General features: G+C 69.9%; 15 protein-coding genes. 9 read left to right on the forward strand and 6 right to left on the reverse strand.

Annotated features, from left to right (window positions below; genetic code table 11):
- Positions 1–116 precede the first annotated feature (116 nt).
- Positions 117–1424: an aminotransferase class I/II-fold pyridoxal phosphate-dependent enzyme gene (locus ACWCOV_RS31825; protein ID WP_449833032.1), complete on the forward strand. Its 1308-nt coding sequence runs from the start codon at positions 117–119 to the stop codon at positions 1422–1424.
- Between the two features lies 1 nt (position 1425).
- On the opposite strand, the gene ACWCOV_RS31830 is transcribed toward ACWCOV_RS31825, so the two are convergent.
- Positions 1426–2262 (reverse strand): acyl-CoA thioesterase, encoded by an 837-nt coding sequence (locus ACWCOV_RS31830; protein ID WP_449833033.1) that lies wholly within the window; start codon positions 2260–2262, stop codon positions 1426–1428.
- A 168-nt stretch (positions 2263–2430) separates the two neighbouring features.
- Between ACWCOV_RS31830 and ACWCOV_RS31835 the strand changes: the two genes are divergently transcribed.
- Positions 2431–2871 carry a DoxX family protein gene (locus ACWCOV_RS31835; RefSeq protein ID WP_449833034.1) on the forward strand — a complete coding sequence of 147 codons (441 nt, stop codon included), beginning with the start codon at positions 2431–2433 and terminating at the stop codon, positions 2869–2871.
- An 83-nt stretch (positions 2872–2954) separates the two neighbouring features.
- Here ACWCOV_RS31835 and ACWCOV_RS31840 read toward each other — a convergent pair whose 3' ends face one another.
- Positions 2955–3869: a proteasome assembly chaperone family protein gene (locus ACWCOV_RS31840; RefSeq protein ID WP_449833035.1), complete on the reverse strand. Its 915-nt coding sequence runs from the start codon at positions 3867–3869 to the stop codon at positions 2955–2957.
- Between the two features lie 172 nt (positions 3870–4041).
- Between ACWCOV_RS31840 and ACWCOV_RS31845 the strand changes: the two genes are divergently transcribed.
- Genes ACWCOV_RS31845 through ACWCOV_RS31855 form a run of 3 tightly spaced genes read left to right on the forward strand, consistent with a single transcriptional unit; the run spans position 4042 to position 7544 of the window.
- Complete coding sequence (locus tag ACWCOV_RS31845) at positions 4042–5058, forward strand: hydroxyacid dehydrogenase (RefSeq protein ID WP_449833036.1); 1017 nt, start codon at positions 4042–4044, stop codon at positions 5056–5058.
- The gene (locus ACWCOV_RS31850; protein WP_449833037.1) at positions 5055–6962 is read left to right on the forward strand and encodes a DUF2264 domain-containing protein; all 1908 of its coding nucleotides are present in this window, start codon (positions 5055–5057) and stop codon (positions 6960–6962) included. The genes ACWCOV_RS31845 and ACWCOV_RS31850 overlap by 4 nt, the downstream gene beginning before the upstream one ends.
- Positions 6963–7013: 51 nt before the next feature.
- Entirely contained in the window at positions 7014–7544 is a 531-nt protein-coding gene (locus tag ACWCOV_RS31855; RefSeq protein WP_449833038.1) for a ferritin, read from the forward strand.
- Between the two features lie 38 nt (positions 7545–7582).
- On the opposite strand, the gene ACWCOV_RS31860 is transcribed toward ACWCOV_RS31855, so the two are convergent.
- A complete protein-coding gene (locus tag ACWCOV_RS31860) occupies positions 7583–9460 on the reverse strand; it encodes a DUF2207 domain-containing protein (protein ID WP_449833039.1) in 1878 nt (625 codons plus the stop codon).
- 128 nt (positions 9461–9588) lie between these two features.
- Here ACWCOV_RS31860 and ACWCOV_RS31865 point away from each other — a divergent pair, with 128 nt between their 5' ends.
- Positions 9589–11718, forward strand: a complete 2130-nt coding sequence (locus ACWCOV_RS31865) for an elongation factor G-like protein EF-G2 (protein WP_449833040.1) — start codon at positions 9589–9591, stop codon at positions 11716–11718.
- Here ACWCOV_RS31865 and ACWCOV_RS31870 read toward each other — a convergent pair.
- The 3 genes from ACWCOV_RS31870 to ACWCOV_RS31880 are packed head-to-tail and all read right to left on the reverse strand — an operon-like array spanning position 11715 to position 14274.
- Complete coding sequence (locus ACWCOV_RS31870; protein ID WP_449833041.1) at positions 11715–12956, reverse strand: tetratricopeptide repeat protein; 1242 nt, start codon at positions 12954–12956, stop codon at positions 11715–11717. The two genes, ACWCOV_RS31865 and ACWCOV_RS31870, sit on opposite strands and share 4 nt — an antisense overlap.
- The gene (locus ACWCOV_RS31875) at positions 12953–13828 is read right to left on the reverse strand and encodes a tetratricopeptide repeat protein (protein ID WP_449833042.1); all 876 of its coding nucleotides are present in this window, start codon (positions 13826–13828) and stop codon (positions 12953–12955) included. The genes ACWCOV_RS31870 and ACWCOV_RS31875 overlap by 4 nt, the downstream gene beginning before the upstream one ends.
- A complete protein-coding gene (locus ACWCOV_RS31880; RefSeq protein ID WP_449833043.1) occupies positions 13825–14274 on the reverse strand; it encodes a hypothetical protein in 450 nt (149 codons plus the stop codon). The genes ACWCOV_RS31875 and ACWCOV_RS31880 overlap by 4 nt, the downstream gene beginning before the upstream one ends.
- A 66-nt stretch (positions 14275–14340) precedes the next feature.
- Between ACWCOV_RS31880 and ACWCOV_RS31885 the strand changes: the two genes are divergently transcribed.
- From ACWCOV_RS31885 to ACWCOV_RS31895, 3 genes are all read left to right on the forward strand, one after another.
- A complete protein-coding gene (locus tag ACWCOV_RS31885; RefSeq protein WP_449833044.1) occupies positions 14341–14745 on the forward strand; it encodes an HIT family protein in 405 nt (134 codons plus the stop codon).
- Between the two features lie 63 nt (positions 14746–14808).
- Positions 14809–16032: an MFS transporter gene (locus ACWCOV_RS31890; RefSeq protein WP_449833045.1), complete on the forward strand. Its 1224-nt coding sequence runs from the start codon at positions 14809–14811 to the stop codon at positions 16030–16032.
- A gap of 4 nt (positions 16033–16036) precedes the next feature.
- On the forward strand, positions 16037–16654 hold a 618-nt coding region (locus tag ACWCOV_RS31895; protein WP_449833046.1), incomplete at its 3' end, for an RNA polymerase sigma factor.

Raw genomic sequence — 16654 nt, forward strand, 5'->3', positions numbered from 1 at the left:
TGTTCAGCACGTTTGCTCGAACAATGCTCTCGAATGTTACTGATCAAAAAGGGTGGGCGGTTCAGTTGGCTGAGGAGGTTCCGCCGCAGGATGGGCCGGCGGTTTCGTCTGCTTGGTTGGCCGAGCAGATCGGCGAGGCCAGCGCGGCTGGGATCGCGGCGGCGATCGCGCGTCTGGTGCGGCACGGCGAGCTTGCGCCGCAGACCAGGCTGCCGACTGTTCGCGCCCTCGCACCACGCCTGGACGTGAGCCCGGCGACCGTGTCCGCGGCCTGGGCGACCCTGCGCAAGCAACGCGTGGTGGCCGGCGGCGGACGGCAGGGCACCTGGGTGCTCGGCGGCCTCGCGGTCCCCCGGCCGGCCCGCTACGAGAACATCTCCCGCCTCTGGCCCAACCAGACCCTCAACCTCTCCCGCGCCGTCCCCGACCCGGCCCTGCTCCCGAGCATGTCGGCCGCCTTCGTCCACGCCCTCCGCGACCCCGACGTGCACTCGTACGACGTCGTGTCGATCAGCGAACCGCTCCGCGCGGCCGCCGGACACACCTGGCCCTTCGAGACCGACAACTGGATGTGCGTGAACGGCGGCTACGAAGGCCTCCTGCTCCTCATGCGTACGACGGTCGTGCCCGGCGAGCACGTGGCGATCGAGGACCCGGCGACACCCCGGCTGCTCGACATCCTCGACAACGTCGGCGCTCGCGCCGTACCCGTCGCGACTGATGCCGAAGGCCCCATTCCTGCGTCCCTGCGAGACGCCCTCCGGCTCGATCCGGTCGCGTTCGTCTACGAGCCTCGAAGTAGCTCGTATCTCGGCGCCTCGGTGACGCCTGGGCGGCGGGACGAGCTGGCGGCACTACTCGCCGGGACGGACACGTTGGTGGTCGAGGACGACGGGCTTGGTGAGTTGAGCGCGTTCGACTACCACGGGGTCGCGGAGTTGCTGCCGGATCAGAGCGTGCTCGTCCGCAGCTACTCGAAGTCGCACTCCCCCGATCTGCGTCTCGGCGTGATGGCCGGTGCGGCCGAGCCGATCGAGCGCGTCCGCGTCTACCGGCAGTTCGGCTCGGGGTGGACGAGTCGCCTGCTGCAGAACGCGCTGGCGTGGCTGCTCGAGGACGAGAAGTCACGGACCACGGTCGCCACCGCGCGGACGACGTACCAGAAGCGTCGGGAGCATCTTGCTGGGTTGCTTGCCGAGCGCGGCGTGGCGTCGGCTGGGGTGGACGGTCTTGCGATCTGGGTTCCGGTGCGTAGTGAGCACGAGGCTCTGCTGGTGCTCGCCTCGCACGGGATCGCCGTTGCCGGAGCCAGCGCGAGCTGGACCAAGACCGCGCCACCTTGCATCCGCATCGCCACCGGCCTCCCGATCCCCGACGCCGACCGGGTCGCCGACGCCATCGCCCTCGCCGTCCAGGCGCGCTGAGCTAGTCGAGGTCGAGGCCGACTGGGCGGATGAGGCCTTCTTGGGCCACCGAGGCGACGAGGTGGCCGTCTTCGGTGAAGAGGCGGCCGGTGGCGAAGCCGCGGGCGCCGGAAGCGGACGGAGACGCCTGGTCGTAGAGCAGCCACTCGTCGGCGCGGAACGGCCGGTGGAACCACAGGGCGTGGTCAAGAGAGGCCGGCTGGATCCGGCGGTCACCGATCACGATGTTGTGCGGCAGCAAGCTTGCCCCCAGCAACGTCAGATCACTCGCGTACGCCAGAACACAAGCATGCAAGGCCGGATCGTCAGGAAGCTTGCCGGCGGCCCTGATCCAGAACTGCCGTCCAGTCACCCCGGCCAGACGTACGTCGAGAGCCGCCCACTCCCTGTCCCAATCAGCGGCCTTGCGCCCCGACCGCGCCTCCAGGACGGCCGCCAAGGTCGGCGCCTCGTCGGGCGCGACCAGGTCGTCCGGCACCGGGTCCTGGTGGTCCAGACCGGACTCCGGCCGCTGGAAGGACGCCGACATGTAGAAGATCGGCTTGCCGTTCTGCGAGGCGACCACGCGCCGACTGCTGAACGAGCCGCCGTCCCGGGTCGGCTCCGGCCGGTAGATGATCGGCACCGAGGTGTCGCCGCCACGCAGGAAGTACCCGTGCAGCGAGTGCACTATCCGCTCCGGCTCGACGGTCCGGCTCGCCGCGGCCAGCGCCTGCCCGAGCACCTGCCCGCCGAACACGCGCTGCATCGAGGTCTGCGGCTGCCGCCCCCGGAACAGGTCGACGTCGATCTTCTCGAGGTCGAGCAGCTCGACCAGATCCTCCAGCGACTCAGGCATGCCTCATCCTGACAGGTCCGGCGGGTACGGCGACGCACGGTCGGTGGCCGCGGACGCCGTGCGGGCTGTGGTTCCGGTCACTCGGGTTCTTTCGGTGAGCTTTCGGTGGCGGTCGGTAGGCTATGATTGAACGCTCAATCACTAAACACTTGTTTGAGGAGACCCTCTGTGAGCCTGTCCCGCACCGCCGCCGCCCGCGATCTCGTCCTGCTGCTCGCGAGAGTCGGGCTCGGAGTCGTCTTCGTCGCGCACGGCTGGCAGAAGTTCAGCACCAACGGCCTGGACGCGACGGCCGCGATGTTCGACAAGATGGGCGTCCCGGCGCCGACGCTGTCCGCGTACTACGCGACCGGCATCGAGCTGCTGGGGGGCATCGCGCTGATCCTCGGGGTGCTGACGCCGGTCGTCGGCGTGCTGCTGACGCTGGACATGGTCGGCGCGCTCGCGTTCGTGCACCTGTCGAACGGCGTCTTCGTCGCGAACGGCGGGTGGGAGCTGGTCGGCGTACTCGGGCTGCTGTCGCTGACCCTCGCCGTGGTCGGCGCCGGCCGGGTGAGCCTGGACAGCATCTTCAACCGCTCCTCCAGCCGGGCCAAAGTCGCCGCCTGACGGGACCCCACCCCCGAACGCGGGGCCGTGAACAGGCTATTTCCTGTTCACGGCCCCGCGTGGGTGGTCAACGCCCCGACGGGCTACTTGTCGTCTTCGCGGTTGAGCTCGGCGAGGAACTGTTCGACCTCGGCACCGAGCTCCTCGGCCGACGGAGTAGAGCCGGCCAGGAGACTGCCGCGGCTGACCGAGCCGGCGGCTGCGTCGTACTGCGTCTCCAGCGCCTTGACCACTGCGCTCGCGTCCTCCGACGCCTCGACCTGCTCGTCGACCAGCCGGCCGGTCACGGCGGCCTCGTCGAGCAGGGCCTTGCTAGGGAGCAGCAGGCCGGTCGCCGCCGAGATCGCGTGCACCAGCGCCAGCGCGGCGCCCGGGAAGCGGTTCTCGGCCAGGTAGTGCGGAACGTGGACCGCGAAGCCCATCGCGTCCTTGCCGGCCTCGCCGAGCCGGACCTGCAGCATCGTGCCGGCGCTCGCGGGCAGGCGCATCTCGCCGTCCCAGATGTTCGACCGGGTGACCAGCTCGGGCCGGGTCGCGTGCGCGGTCAGGCCGAGCGGGCGGGTGTGCGGAACGCCCATCGGGATGCCGTGGACGCCGATCGTGAGCGTCACGTTGTAGCGCTCGATCAGCTGCCGGACCGCGCCGGCGAACCGGTTCCAGTGGTTGTCCGGCTCGACGCCTTCGAGCAGCAGGAACTCGACGCCCGCGTCGTCCTTCAGCAGGTGCAGGTTCAGGTGCGGTGGGGTGTAGTCGATGAACCGGTCTTCGGCGAACGTCACCTCGGGCCGCCGGGCCCGGTAGTCGTGCAGGAGGTCGACGTCGAACCGCGCGAGCAACCGGCTGTCCAGCACCTCGAGCAGGTGGTCGGCCGTCACCCGGCCCGCCTGACCCGCGTCCATGAATCCGTCCAGCGAATGCACCAGCACCTTCGGCGTCGCCGCCGGGCCGGTGGCCACCGACTCGTCGACGATCTCGTAGAGGTCGTCCGGTCGCAGCATCGTCGTTCTCCTTCACAGTGGCCGACAGGGCGGGTAGGCCCCTCTATCCTGCCCTCACGAGTGTCAACGCCCGCCGTCCGGGGCTTAATTCCGCGACTGGAATCTTTAAGGTTCTTTTCAATATCCGGCGCGGGGGAAGACAGCATTGGAAAGCGCTTGCTAGGTTGGCAGCGTGAGCAGCGAACCAGACTCCGCCCTGACCGTCATGCTGGCGATGAACGACGCCAGCCGGGCTCGCGTCCTCGTCCCGCGCGTCCGCGAGCGGCTGGACGCGATCGCCACCGTGCTACCGGTCGGACCGGGCCGGACGTTCCTCGACGACCCGGAGATCCTGGCCGCGCTGCCGGACGTCGACGTACTGCTCACCGGCTGGGGCTGCCCGCGGATCAGCCCGGAGGTGCTGGAGGCGGCGCCGAAGCTGCAGGCCATCCTGCACGCGGCAGGCTCGGTGAAGGCGATCGTCGCGCCCGAGGCGTTCGACCGGGGCATCAAGGTGTCGTCGGCGGCGCACGCCAACGCGCTGCCGGTCGCCGAGTTCACGGTCGCGGCGGTCGTGCTGGCCGGGAAGCGGGCGTTCCGGCTCGCGGCGCAGTACCGGACCGAGCGGAAGAAGGCGGACCCGCACGGGATGCCAGGCAGCTACGGCACAACGGTCGGGCTGCTCGGCGCGTCACGGATCGGGCGGATGGTCGCCGAGCGGCTGCGGACCTTCGACCTGCACGTGCTGATCAGCGACCCGTACCTCACCGAGGCCGAAGCGGCCGCGCTCGGCGCCGAGCTGGTGAGCAACGACGAGCTGTTCACCCGCAGCGACATCCTCAGCGTGCACGCGCCACTGCTTCCGGAGACCGTCGGTCTCGTGGACGCGCGCCTGCTGGGGCTGTTGCGGGACGGCTCGGTGCTGATCAACACCGCCCGCGGCAAGATCATCGACGCGGCCGCGCTCGAGCGTGAGTGCGTGGCCGGGCGGATCGACGCCGTACTCGACGTCACCGACCCCGAGCCGCTGCCGCCGGACTCGCCACTGCTCGACCTGCCGAACGTCTTCGTCACCCCGCACGTCGCCGGCGCCGTCGGCAACGAGATCGCCCGCCTCGGCGAGCTCGCCGTCAGCGAGCTCGAACGCCTGATCGCCGGCCAACCCCTCCAGCACGCCATCAGCCCCACCGAGCTTGGGAGAATCGCATGACCCGCCTCGTCCTGCCTGATACCGATCGTGTGCTGTCTCGTCAGACCGGGTGGAGCCGGGGGCACTGGGAGGCGTTGGCCGATCACCTACTCGACTCGCTGGTGCCGTACTTCTCTCCCGGCGCGTCACTGATCGCGCTGCCCGGGCGGCCGAGTCGGTCTGGTACGGCGTCGGACGCGTTGGAAGGCTTCGCGCGGTCGTTCATGCTGGCCGCGTTCCGGATCGCGGGTGTGCAGGGCAAGGGCTGCGAGCAGCTCATCGAGCGGTACGCGCGGGGCGTGGCCAACGGAGCGAATCCGGACCACCCCGAGGCGTGGCTGCGGCTGACCCCGCGGTCGCAGCAGATGGTCGAGGCCGCAGCGATCGCGGTCGCGCTGCACGAGACCCGCGAGTGGATCTGGGACCGGCTCGACACCCGGGCGCAGGAGCACGTGGCGGAGTGGCTCGGCGGGTTCAACGGGTCGACGACGCACGACAACAACTGGCGTCTGTTCCAGGTCGTGAGTGAGCAGTTCCTCGCGTCGGTCGGAGCGCCGTACCGGCAGGAGGACATCGACGGCGGGCTGGACCGGATCGAGGACTGGTACGTCGGCGACGGCTGGTACTCGGACGGCGACGGGCAGAACTTCGACAACTACATCGGCTGGGCCATGCACCTCTACCCGGGGCTGTGGACGCGGATGGCAGCCGCCACGCCTGGTGCGGAGTACGAGGACCGGCTGAAGCTCTACCGCGAGCGGCTGCGGCTGTTCCTCGAGGACGCGGTCCACCTGGTCGGCAACGACGGCGCACCGGTGTACCAGGGGCGGTCGCTGACCTACCGCATGGCTGCGGCGACGCCGTACTGGATGGGCGCGTTGCTGGATGCCACTCCCCTGTCGCCGGGGCAGACGCGGCGGCTGTGCTCTGGGATCGCGCGGCACTTCGTGCAGCACGACGTACCGGATGAGCGTGGGCTGCTGACGCTGGGGTGGTACGACACGTTCCTGCCGACGACACAGCAGTACTCCGGTCCCGGCTCGCCGTACTGGGCTTCGAAGGGGTTCATCGGGTTGGTGCTGCCGCCGGAGCACCCGGTGTGGACCGATCCGGAGGGCTCGGTGCCGCTGGACGACGCGGACCAGGTACGGGCGATGCCGGCGCCGGGCTGGATCGTGCACGCGAGCCGTCACGACCAGGTGGTCCAGCTGGTGAACCACGGCGCCGACCACGCGCCGGTCGCTGAGCCTGAGGGTGTGGAGCCGGAGGGCGATGCGCACTACAACCGGCTGGCGTATGCGAACCACGCCGGTCCGGAGTTGTCCGACCACGCGCCGCGGATCGACAACCTGATCTCACTCGTCGATGCCGACGGACGGTCGAGCGCGCGGGGGCGGATCCGGCGGATCTCGGTCAGCGGCCGTACGGCGTCGTCGTGGCACAAGGCGTGGTTGGGGTCGAGCGGGCCGTGGCGGATCGAGACGACCTCGGTCGTGCACGGGGGCTGGGAGATCCGGTGCGCGCTGGTCGAGGGGCCGGCCGGTGCGATGGTGCGCAGCGGCGGGTTCGCGGTCGCCGGGGAGTCCTTGCCTGAGGCAACCGGCGGGTACCGGGCGGCGTCCGCGCGGAACGCCGACGGGCTGCTGTCGGCGATGGTCGGACTGCACGGGTACGACGAGGCCGGGGTGCATCGTGGACTGGGCGCCAACCCGTTCGGGGTGCACTCGGCGACGCCGTACCTGACGGCTCCGCACGACGGCGATCCGCTCGTGCTGGTGAGCGCCGTACTGCTCACCCGGGACGCGCTGCGGCCGGAAGCGCTTGCCGAAGGCATCAATGTCGAGGTGGACGGCACGACGGTCCGGATCAGTCTGCCCGGCGGCGGCGCCGAGGTGGTCGAACTGGGTTCGGATCGAGTCGGTTAGGGCAGGCTCGCCAACCGTGAGAAAAGCGCTCGGGACCACTAGATTGGCGCAATGAGCACGTACGAGAAACTTCTGCAAGAACAGATCCGTAACGAATTCACCGCGTCACAGCAGTACGTGGCAGTGGCTGTCTGGTACGACGCCGAGGATCTCCCGCGGCTGGCCGCGCACTTCTACAAGCAGTCCCTGGAAGAGCGCAACCACGCGATGATGATGGTGCAGTACCTGCTCGACAAGGACATCAAGCCGCACATCCCGAGCGTCGGCGAGGTCGAGTCCGACTTCAAGTCCGCGCTGGAGCCGCTCGAGCTCGCGTTGCAGCAGGAGATCACCGTCACCAAGCAGGTCGAGACGCTGGCCCGGACCGCGCGGGACGAGAGCGACTACATCGGCGAGCAGTTCATGCAGTGGTTCCTCAAGGAGCAGGTCGAGGAGGTCGCCGCGATGAACACCCTCGTCAACGTGGCGAAGCGGGCCGGTGACAACCTGTTCCACCTCGAGGACTTCCTGGCCCGCGAGGGCGCCGGCGACGGTGGGGTCTCCGATCCCACGGCGCCGGCCATTGCCGGCGGCAAGGTCTGAGGGTCTGCTCGCGCTGAGACGGTCCGGGGGCAGGCGGACTACCAGGAGCCGCCGCCTCCGCCGCCTCCGCCCCCGCCGGAGGAGCCGCCGCTGAAGCCGGAGGAACTGCCGCCGCCCGAGGAGCTGGAGGGAGTGGGTGGCGGGTCGAAGGTGCTGGCGACGGTGCTGCTGAGCGCCCCGGCGGTCCAGCCCGAGCTGTAGTACGACGGGCCCACGTACCAGTACGGGTCCGGGGTGATCCGCCCAGCTGCCACCAGCTGGGCGCAGACCCGCTGCCACCGGTCGGCCAGGCCGAAGGCGATCGCCCAGGGCAGGTACTTGCTGAAGATGTCCTCGCCCTCCTCGAACCGCAGCTGCTCCGCCTCCGCCGTGGCCAGGTACTTCCGGAACCCGATCAGCTGATCGGCCACCGCCCGCCCGGCCGGGTTTCGCTGCCCGCGCGCCCGCTTGCCGATCCAGATGCCAATGGCAACGATCACCGCGACCACCGGCAGCCCGATCACCACTGCCCGGCCCAGTCCCCCGGTCGCCGCCCCGACGATGGTCCCCATCAGTCCGGCGCCGAACACCCAGATCCCGATCATCGCCATACAGGCGCAGCCGAATCCGTTCTTGAAGACCGAGCCGCCGCCCTGGCGCGGCATCCGCAGGTACCACCCGCGCTGCTTCACCTGCTCCCGCAGCGCCTTGATCATCCCGTCGTGCGCTCGCCGCATGGTGTGATCGCCGACCGCGCCACGCCGCAGGACAACCGACTCCCCCGGCTGCAGCGACGGGAACAGCCCCGACAGCAGCACCTGCTCGTGCGGCGCCGTCGCAGCGGCCGGATTCACCAGTACGGCGCTCTGCGAGTTGCCGGTGTTCTCGATCCGTACGCCGCCGCGCACCGCCAGCTCGATCAGCGTCGCGGCGGTCTCGGTCGTGTTCGCCTTCGCATCGATCAACAGGCCACCCTCCGCGACCGGGATCCGCGGCGGCGCGAACGCGACCGGGATCTGGTCCTCGGACAGCTCGTCCTTGACGGGCTGCGCGGCCATCCCGTCCGGCGGGAACGTCCCGGGCGGCAGGCCGGCGAACCGCTGGTCCGGGCTGCCCTTCTTCGCGTAGACCACCGCGCCGGCGATCGCGATCACCGTCGCCGCGAGGGAGGTGATCAGCGCGGGCACGGTGATGCCCTCCCGCTCCATCCAGCTCGGCGGGTCGACCAGGATCGGGGTGTCGTTGCTCACGACGCCGGGCTTGATCCCGGCGACGATGGTCAGCTGCTCGCCCCGAGGCAGGTCACTGGCGCCGAAGACGCCCTTCCCGCCGCTGACCGTCTTCTGCGGGCAGTCCTGCGTCGATCCCGCCGTACCGGTGAAGCACTCGACCTGTGTGACGCCCTCGGGCACGGTGACGTTGACCGTGACCTCGTTGAGGACGGCCTCCCAGCTGGAGCCGGTCGCGTCCCAGTACAGCTCGCTGTGGTCGTCGAAGTGCCGGAGCGCGCCGCGGACGTCGTACGTGATCACGTAGGTCGCGTCGTACCCGGAGATCGTCTCGTCCTCGGAGCCGATCTTGATCCGCAGGGTCTGGTAGCGGTCGTGGTTCGACTTGGTCGTCTCGGTGCTGAAGTCGGCGCGCGCGTCCGGGCTCTGCACCGCGATGTTCGAGACCTGGTACTCCTGGTCCTTGGAGTCGTCGTCCCGCCACGGCTCCCGGATGACCAGGTCGCGGTAGATGCCGTGCCGGCCGGTGCTGCCGAAGCTGTAGGCGATCGTCTCCTTCACCTGGAGGACGCCGTCGGGGGTGACGGTGTAGTCGATCCGAAAGCTCTTCACCTCGTCACCGGGAGCCGCGGACGCGGGTGCCGCGAAACCGGCGAGCGCCAGTGCGGTGAGAAGCAGCGTGATCGCGGTGAAGAGGGCCCTTCGCATGGCGCGACAGTACCGAGCGTGAGGGTCCGCCGGTGGAACGACGCTGACGTGTCAGCGGAAAACGCAAGCTGAAGACTCTTGTGCTGAGTGGCCGTTGGGGGAATCGTGGGTGGACCAGGAGGAACGTCATGGCAGACAAGACGAACACTTCCCAGGGCACCGGAGCCGCCCCCGCTGTGGACAGCCCGGCCGCCATCCGCAACGTGGTGCTCGTCGGCCCGTCCGGGACCGGCAAGACCACTCTCGTCGAGGCCCTGCTGGTGGCCTCCGGCGTGCTGTCCAGACCCGGCACCGTCCTCGACGGCACCACGGTCTGCGACTTCGACGACGCCGAGATCCGCCAGCAGCGGTCGGTCGGGCTCTCGCTGGCCTCCTTGCCGCACGACGGAATCAAGGTCAACCTGATCGACACCCCCGGGTACGCCGATTTCGTCGGCGAACTGCGGGCCGGACTCCGGGCCGCCGACTGCGCCCTGTTCGTCATCTCGGCGAGCGAGGGCGTCGACGAGCCGACCAAGGCGCTGTGGCACGAGTGCGACCAGGTCGGCATGCCGCGGGCCGTCGTGATCACCAAGCTCGACCACGCCCGGGCGAACTACCAGAACGCGCTGGCCGCCGCGCAGGCAGCGTTCGGCGACAAGGTGCTGCCGCTCTACCTGCCCGCTGGTGACGGGCTGATCGGGCTGCTGTCCCAGAAGTACTACGAGTACGCCGACGGCAAGCGCTCGATCGCGGAGCCGGACGGCTCGTACGAGGACCAGATCGAGGAGCTCCGCGGCACCCTGATCGAGGGCATCATCGAGGAGTCCGAGGACGAGTCGCTGATGGACCGCTACCTCGGCGGCGAGGAGATCGACCAGAAGGTGCTGATCGAGGACCTCGAGCGCGCGGTCGCGCGCGGCTCGTTCTTCCCGGTCGTCCCGGTCTGCAGCGCGACCGGTGTCGGCACCCAGGAGCTGCTCGAGGTGATGACGAGCGGGTTCCCGTCGCCGCCCGAGCACACGCTGCCCGAGGTGTTCACCCCGCACGGTGTGCCGCGCAAGGGCCTGAGCTGCGACCCGAGCGGGGCGCTGCTCGCCGAGGTGGTGAAGACGACGTCGGACCCGTACGTCGGCAGGGTCAGCCTGGTGCGGGTGTTCTCCGGCACCATCAGGCCCGACACGACGGTTCACGTGTCGGGCCATTTCACGTCGTTCTTCGGGGAGAGCTCGCACGCCGACCACGACGAGGACGAGAAGATCGGCACGCTGTCGTTCCCGCTCGGCAAGGTGCAGCGGCCGGCGACCACGGTGGTCGCCGGTGACCTGTGCGCGATCGGCCGGCTGACCCGGGCGGAGACCGGGGACACGTTGTCCGACAAGGCGGACCCGCTGCTGCTCAAGCCCTGGACGATGCCGGAGCCGTTGCTGCCGATCGCCGTCCAGGCGCACGCCAAGACCGACGAGGACAAGCTCGGGATCGGGTTGCAGCGACTGGCGGCCGAGGATCCGACGCTGCGGATCGAGCAGAACCCGGAGACCCACCAGATCGTGCTCTGGTGCATGGGCGAGGCGCACTCGGACGTCGTACTGGACGCCTTGGCGAACCGGTACGGCGTGACGGTGGACACCGTGGAGCTGCGGGTGCCGCTCCGGGAGACGTTCGGCGGGAAGGCGAAGGGGCACGGCAGGCACGTGAAGCAGTCCGGCGGCCACGGTCAGTACGCCGTCTGCGACATCGAAGTGGAGCCGCTGCCGGAGGGGTCCGACTTCGAGTTCGTCGACAAGGTGGTCGGCGGGGCGGTGCCGCGGCAGTTCATCCCGAGTGTGGAGAAGGGCGTCCGGGCGCAGATGGAGAAGGGCGTCTCGGCCGGCTACCCGATGGTCAACATCCGGGTCACACTGCTCGACGGCAAGGCGCACAGCGTCGACTCGTCGGACATGGCGTTCCAGATGGCCGGGGGGCTGGCGCTGCGCGAGGCGGCGGCCGCGACGAAGGTGAACCTGCTGGAGCCGGTGGACCTGGTGTCGGTGATGGTGCCGGACGAGCTGGTCGGCGCGGTGATGAGCGACCTGTCCGGACGGCGCGGGCGACTGCTCGGGACAGACAAGATCGGCGACGACCGCACGCTGGTGAAGGCCGAGGTGCCGCAGGTGGAGATCACCCGCTACGCCATCGACCTGCGGTCCCTGTCCCACGGCGCCGCGTCGTTCACGAGGTCGTTCGCCCGCTACGACCCGATGCCCGAGTCGGCGGCGGCCAAGGTGAAGTCTGGTTAGCTGAGGCGGCGACGGACGTCGCGGGTACGCAAGTACGCCGCGACGTCGTCGTACCGCTCGCTCTGGTTGGCGAACTCGATGTACGAGCGGACTCGGTGCAGCCAATCGAGGGTCGACGGCTTGACCGTGGGCAGCGCCTCGGTCAGGTGGCGCATGGCCAGCGGCGGCTCGCCACCGCTGCTCAGCGCCTCGTCGATCACCCGGTCGACGCCCCGCTCGATCAGCGCGCGCAGGTCCGCGCCGCTGAACATCGGCGTCTGCCCGGCGAGCGCCTTCAGGTCGAGCCCGTCCGCCGGGACGTCCTTGACCAGGACGTTCAGGATGTCGACCCGCGCGGGCTCGTCCGGCGGCGGCACGAAGACCACTCGGTCGAACCGGCCCGGTCGCAGCATCGCCTCGTCGACGTCCCACGGCGCGTTGGTGGCGGCGAGCACGAGCAGGCCGTCGTTCTCGGAGCCGATCGCGTCCAGTTCCTGCAGCAGTACGTCGACCAGCCGCCGGGCCTCGGATCCGCCGTGCTTGTGCCGCGCGAAGGCCAGCGCGTCGAGCTCGTCCAGGAACAGCACGCACGGCGCGTTCGCTCGGGCGCGCTCGAAGGCGGCGTGCAGGTTGCGCTCGGAGACCCCGAGGTACGGGTCCATCACGTCCTCGATCCGGACGTTCACGAACGGCAGGCCGCACTCCCCCGCGGTCGCCCGGGCCAGCAGCGTCTTCCCGCATCCCGGCGGCCCGTAGAGCATCACGCCGCCGCCGGACTTCCGGCCGTACTTCTCGTACAGCTCCGGGCGGCTCAGCGGCAGGATCACCATCCGATGGATGACCCGCTTGATGTCGTCCATCCCGCCGACCTGGTCGAAGGTCGTCGTCTCCTTCGGCGTGTCCACCTCGTACGGCGTCTCGGCCTCGGGACCGACCTTGATCTTGACTCCGCTGCGCTCCGAGATCATCTCGTCGACCAGCTGCTGCAGCCGCCCGGTCCCCTCGACGACACCCTGCTGGCGGGCCGCCTCGAGCAGATTCCGCAGCAGCGCGAGCCGCCCGTTCGCGGCCGCGAGCTCGCCGACCGCCACGAACTGGTCATCCGGCAACCCCTGCTGGTCCAGCAGTACGACGTACTGATCGAGAGCCGACTCGTCGTCGCCGGCAGTCACCAGCGACTCAGCCAGCACCAGCCGAAGCAGGACATCATCCGGGTTGGCCTCGACAGCCTTCCGCAGCGCGGCGATTCGGTCGTTCATGCGCCCCACCTGCGGTTGAGCCACCGGCGGACCAAGGGTGGGGCGACCCAGGAGTAGATGCAGAAGCCGAACCAGCCGATGGCGGCGAGGAAGGCCAGCGGTGCCAGGCCGGCCAGGCGGAGGCCGTAGATGACGGCGACCGCGGCGATCCAGACCACCAGGGGGTTGAAGCGCTGGAACGGGCGGAGCGGGCGCATCAGCGGGTGGTTGAGCAGTTTCGCCTCGCGAGCCGCGGCGCGGAGGTCGGCGTCGCCCGGTTGGGAGGCGGCCGCGGAGGCGAGGGAGTTGTAGCCCGAGCGCGAGTCGCCGGTGAGCATCGACGCCGTACCGTGCAGGGCTCGGGCGCCGGGGTCCTCGGGGTCGTGCGCGAGGGCCTCGGTGCTGTGGCGGTGCATGTCCCGATCCTTGCCGAGCGCGAAGGCGACCTGTGCCCGGGCGGCGGAGACCGCGGCGCTCTCGGGTGCGTGCGAGGCGGCGCGCTCGACCAGGGCGCTCGCCTTCTCGGCCTGGCCGGCGGTGAGGCAGACGTGCGCGTAGCCGATCAGCAGGTCGGGGTCGTTGGGGTCGAGGCTGAGGCCTTGGAGGAAGGCAGCCTCGGCCTCGGGCAGGCGGCCGACGGCGCGCAGGGACGAGCCGAGCACGTGCAGCATCGGGAGGAACGGTCCGTGCTGGGCCAGGCCGTCCTTGAGGACGTCGATGGCCTCGTTGTTGCGGTCCAGGGCGTGCAGAGCAGCGCCGCGGAACAGGTACGCACGGTAGTCGACGGCTGCGTCGCCCCAGAGGCCCTGGAGCTCGTCGAGGGTTCGTTCGGGGTGGCCGATCTGCAGCCAGTGGCCGGCCATCTGGAGGCGGGCTTCGGTCGGTTCGTTCACAGGGCCACCGCCACGAGGACCAGGATGAGTGCTTCTGCGATGGCGCCGCCGATGGTCACCGCGAGGCCCGGGCCCCACAGGGAGCCGTAGTCGGTGCCGCGGAGCTGGAAGGCGCGGTCCATCGGGCGCTGGATGCGGAGCTGGACCAGGCAGCAGACGACGGCCACCACGCGGATCGCGATCCGGAGCCCGGAGGTGACGCCGTCGTCGGTGTTGAGCAGGGCGAAGACGGCGATCACGCCGGCCAGCCCGGCGGCGCCGGTGAGCAGGATCAGGCGCTGCTTGGCCGCGTCCACGCCGAGCCGGCGCGCGTTCAGGAACGCGATGGTGGTCGAGGCGATCACCCCGCCGAAGAAGGCGACGTACGTCTGGGACATCAGCCGCCACGGGCGCACCGACATGTCCACACCGGCGCCGATCGTCGGGCGCAGCAGTTCGTCCGGCATGGGGCTCCTCGGGTGGCGGATCCGGCTCGCGCAGTGTACTGCGAAGGTAGGCATTAGCCTGGGCCGATGACCGAGAACTGTCTCTTCTGCGGGATCGTGGCCGGGAACATTCCATCGACGCAGGTGGCGTCGAGCGAGCGGGCTATCGCGTTCATGGACATCAACCCGGCGACGCCGGGGCATCTGCTGGTGGTGCCGCGGGCGCACTCCACGGACCTCCGGGCGGCGGACGCCGAGGACCTGATCGCCGCGACGCTGCTCGCGCAGTCGCTGGTCAGCCGGGTGATTGAGCGCCTGGACGCCGACGGCGCGAACCTGCTCAGCTGCATCGGCGCGGAGGCATGGCAGAGCGTCTTCCACACCCACCTGCACGTGGTCCCCCGCTACAAGGACGACCCGCTCAAGCTCCCGTGGCACCCCACCCCGGGCGACATGGACCAAATCCAGGCCACCGCCACCAAGCTCCTGTAACACTCCCGCCCAGTCATGACACTGCAGAGCTGACCGGATAACCCGAGCCCTGCAGAGGTAGTCATGTCGAATGCCGTCGCCACAGCACCGTGTGAGCAGTACGCCGTACCCCGCAACGTGCTGCGGCGGCGGCTGCTGCCTTTGTGGGTGGGGGCGTTCTTGCAGGGGTTTGCGTTGTGGGTGCCGGTTGAGAAGTTGTTCATGACGGAGATCGGGTTTGATGCGGCGACTGTGGGGGTGATGGTTGCTGCATATGCGGCGTTGGTGCCGGTGGCTGAGGTGGCGTCGGGGGTGCTGGCGGACCGGTGGTCGCGGCGGGGTGTGCTGATGCTCGCGGGCGTGGCGATGGTGGTGAGTGTGTCGGTCGCCGCAGCCAGTCAGAACGTCGTGAGCTACATCGTGGCCGCGCTGCTCTTCGGGGTCTACTTCGCGATGTACTCCGGGACCATCGAGGCCGTCGTGTACGACGTGGTGCTCGAGGAGACCGGCGACGGCGAAGGGTACGAGCGCGAGATCGGCCGGGTCCGCTTCGTCGAGAGCGTCGCGCTCGTGGCGAGTGCGCTCGCCGGTGGCTGGCTCGCCTCGATCCTGTCCACGCGAGCGACGTACATCCTCACCCTCCCCTTCGTCCTGCTCTACCTCGTCGCACTGACCCGGTTCTGCGAGCCGCGCCTGCACCAGGCCGGCGAGCGGACCTCGCTCCGGCACCACCTCACCATCACCTACCGAGCGATCACCCACCGCGGGCGGCTCGTCCCGATCGCGGCCGCGTCGATCATGGCGGCGATGATCCTGCAGGCGGTGTTCGAGTTCGGACCGCTGTGGCTGATCACCCTCAAGGCGTCGGCCGTGTACTACGGACCGTTCTGGGCCGTCCTGGTCGCGACGCTCGGCATCGGCGGACTGCTCGCCGGCCGGCTCCGCCTCCACCGGCCGGTCCCGGTGGCGATCGTCGTACTGGTCATGCTCGCCGCCTGCCTGACCCTGACGAGCAGCCGCGATCTGATCGCGCTGACCGTGGCGATGGTTGCGCTGTGCTTCCTGCTGGTCGTGATCGGGATCCACGTCAGCCGCCTGCTGCACGACGCCGTACCGTCGAAGATCCGGACCGGGGTCGTGTCCGGGATCGGCGCCGTGTCCTGGCTGGTGTTCACGCCGTTCGCGCTGGTGTTCGGTGCCGTGAGCAAGCAGTTCGGCGTGTACGTCTCGGGCTGGATGCTGACCGGCGCGGTCGGGCTGGCCGGTGCGGCGCTCGTCTGGGTCCGGAACCGTGCTCCACTACGCTGACGCAATGACCGACGACGTACTGGTCGAGCGGTTGCGGAGCGGGGACGAGGATGCGTTCGCGCTGCTGCTGGACGGGTGGTCCGGCGGGATGCTGCGGGTGGCGCGGTCGTTCGTGTCGACCGAGGAGTCGGCGGCGGAGGTCGTGCAGGAGACCTGGCTGGCGGTGATCGAGGGGATCGACCGGTTCGAGGGCCGGTCGTCGCTGAAGACGTGGGTGTACCGGATCCTCACGAACACGGCGAAGCGGCGCGGCACCCGGGAGCACAAGGTGGTGCCGATGAGCAGCGTCGACGACTCCGGACCGACCGTCGACCCGAGCCGCTTCCGACCGGCCGGCGTCCCGTTCCCCGGTCACTGGTGGGACTTCCCGCCGGCCTGGCCGACGCCGGAACAGGGCCTCCTGACCGGCGAGGTCCGCGATCGCCTCAACGACGCGCTGACCGAACTCCCCGAGCGACAGCGGCTGGTCGTCGTACTGCGGGATGTCGAGGGACGCCCGTACGACGAAGTGTGCGAGCTGCTCGGGATCACGGCGGCGAACCAGCGGGTGCTGCTGCATCGGGCGCATTGCGCTTGCGGCCGTCCAGGACCGCGCCGGGGGCGCCGATGTAGGTGTTGCCCT

It is taken from the genome of Kribbella sp. NPDC002412, from assembly GCF_053592935.1.

What these genes read in the sequence shown, in the direction of transcription:
- ACWCOV_RS31840 (WP_449833035.1), bottom strand. Translation starts at nt 3,869, where the DNA reads ATGCTGCGACCGGACGACCTCTACGAGATCGTCGACGAGTCGGTGGCC.
- ACWCOV_RS31870 (WP_449833041.1), bottom strand. Translation starts at nt 12,956, where the DNA reads ATGAACGACCGAATCGCCGCGCTGCGGAAGGCTGTCGAGGCCAACCCG.
- ACWCOV_RS31865 (WP_449833040.1), top strand. Translation starts at nt 9,589, where the DNA reads ATGGCAGACAAGACGAACACTTCCCAGGGCACCGGAGCCGCCCCCGCT.
- ACWCOV_RS31855 (WP_449833038.1), top strand. Translation starts at nt 7,014, where the DNA reads ATGAGCACGTACGAGAAACTTCTGCAAGAACAGATCCGTAACGAATTC.
- ACWCOV_RS31880 (WP_449833043.1), bottom strand. Translation starts at nt 14,274, where the DNA reads ATGCCGGACGAACTGCTGCGCCCGACGATCGGCGCCGGTGTGGACATG.
- ACWCOV_RS31850 (WP_449833037.1), top strand. Translation starts at nt 5,055, where the DNA reads ATGACCCGCCTCGTCCTGCCTGATACCGATCGTGTGCTGTCTCGTCAG.
- ACWCOV_RS31885 (WP_449833044.1), top strand. Translation starts at nt 14,341, where the DNA reads ATGACCGAGAACTGTCTCTTCTGCGGGATCGTGGCCGGGAACATTCCA.
- ACWCOV_RS31830 (WP_449833033.1), bottom strand. Translation starts at nt 2,262, where the DNA reads ATGCCTGAGTCGCTGGAGGATCTGGTCGAGCTGCTCGACCTCGAGAAG.
- ACWCOV_RS31860 (WP_449833039.1), bottom strand. Translation starts at nt 9,460, where the DNA reads ATGCGAAGGGCCCTCTTCACCGCGATCACGCTGCTTCTCACCGCACTG.
- ACWCOV_RS31890 (WP_449833045.1), top strand. Translation starts at nt 14,809, where the DNA reads ATGTCGAATGCCGTCGCCACAGCACCGTGTGAGCAGTACGCCGTACCC.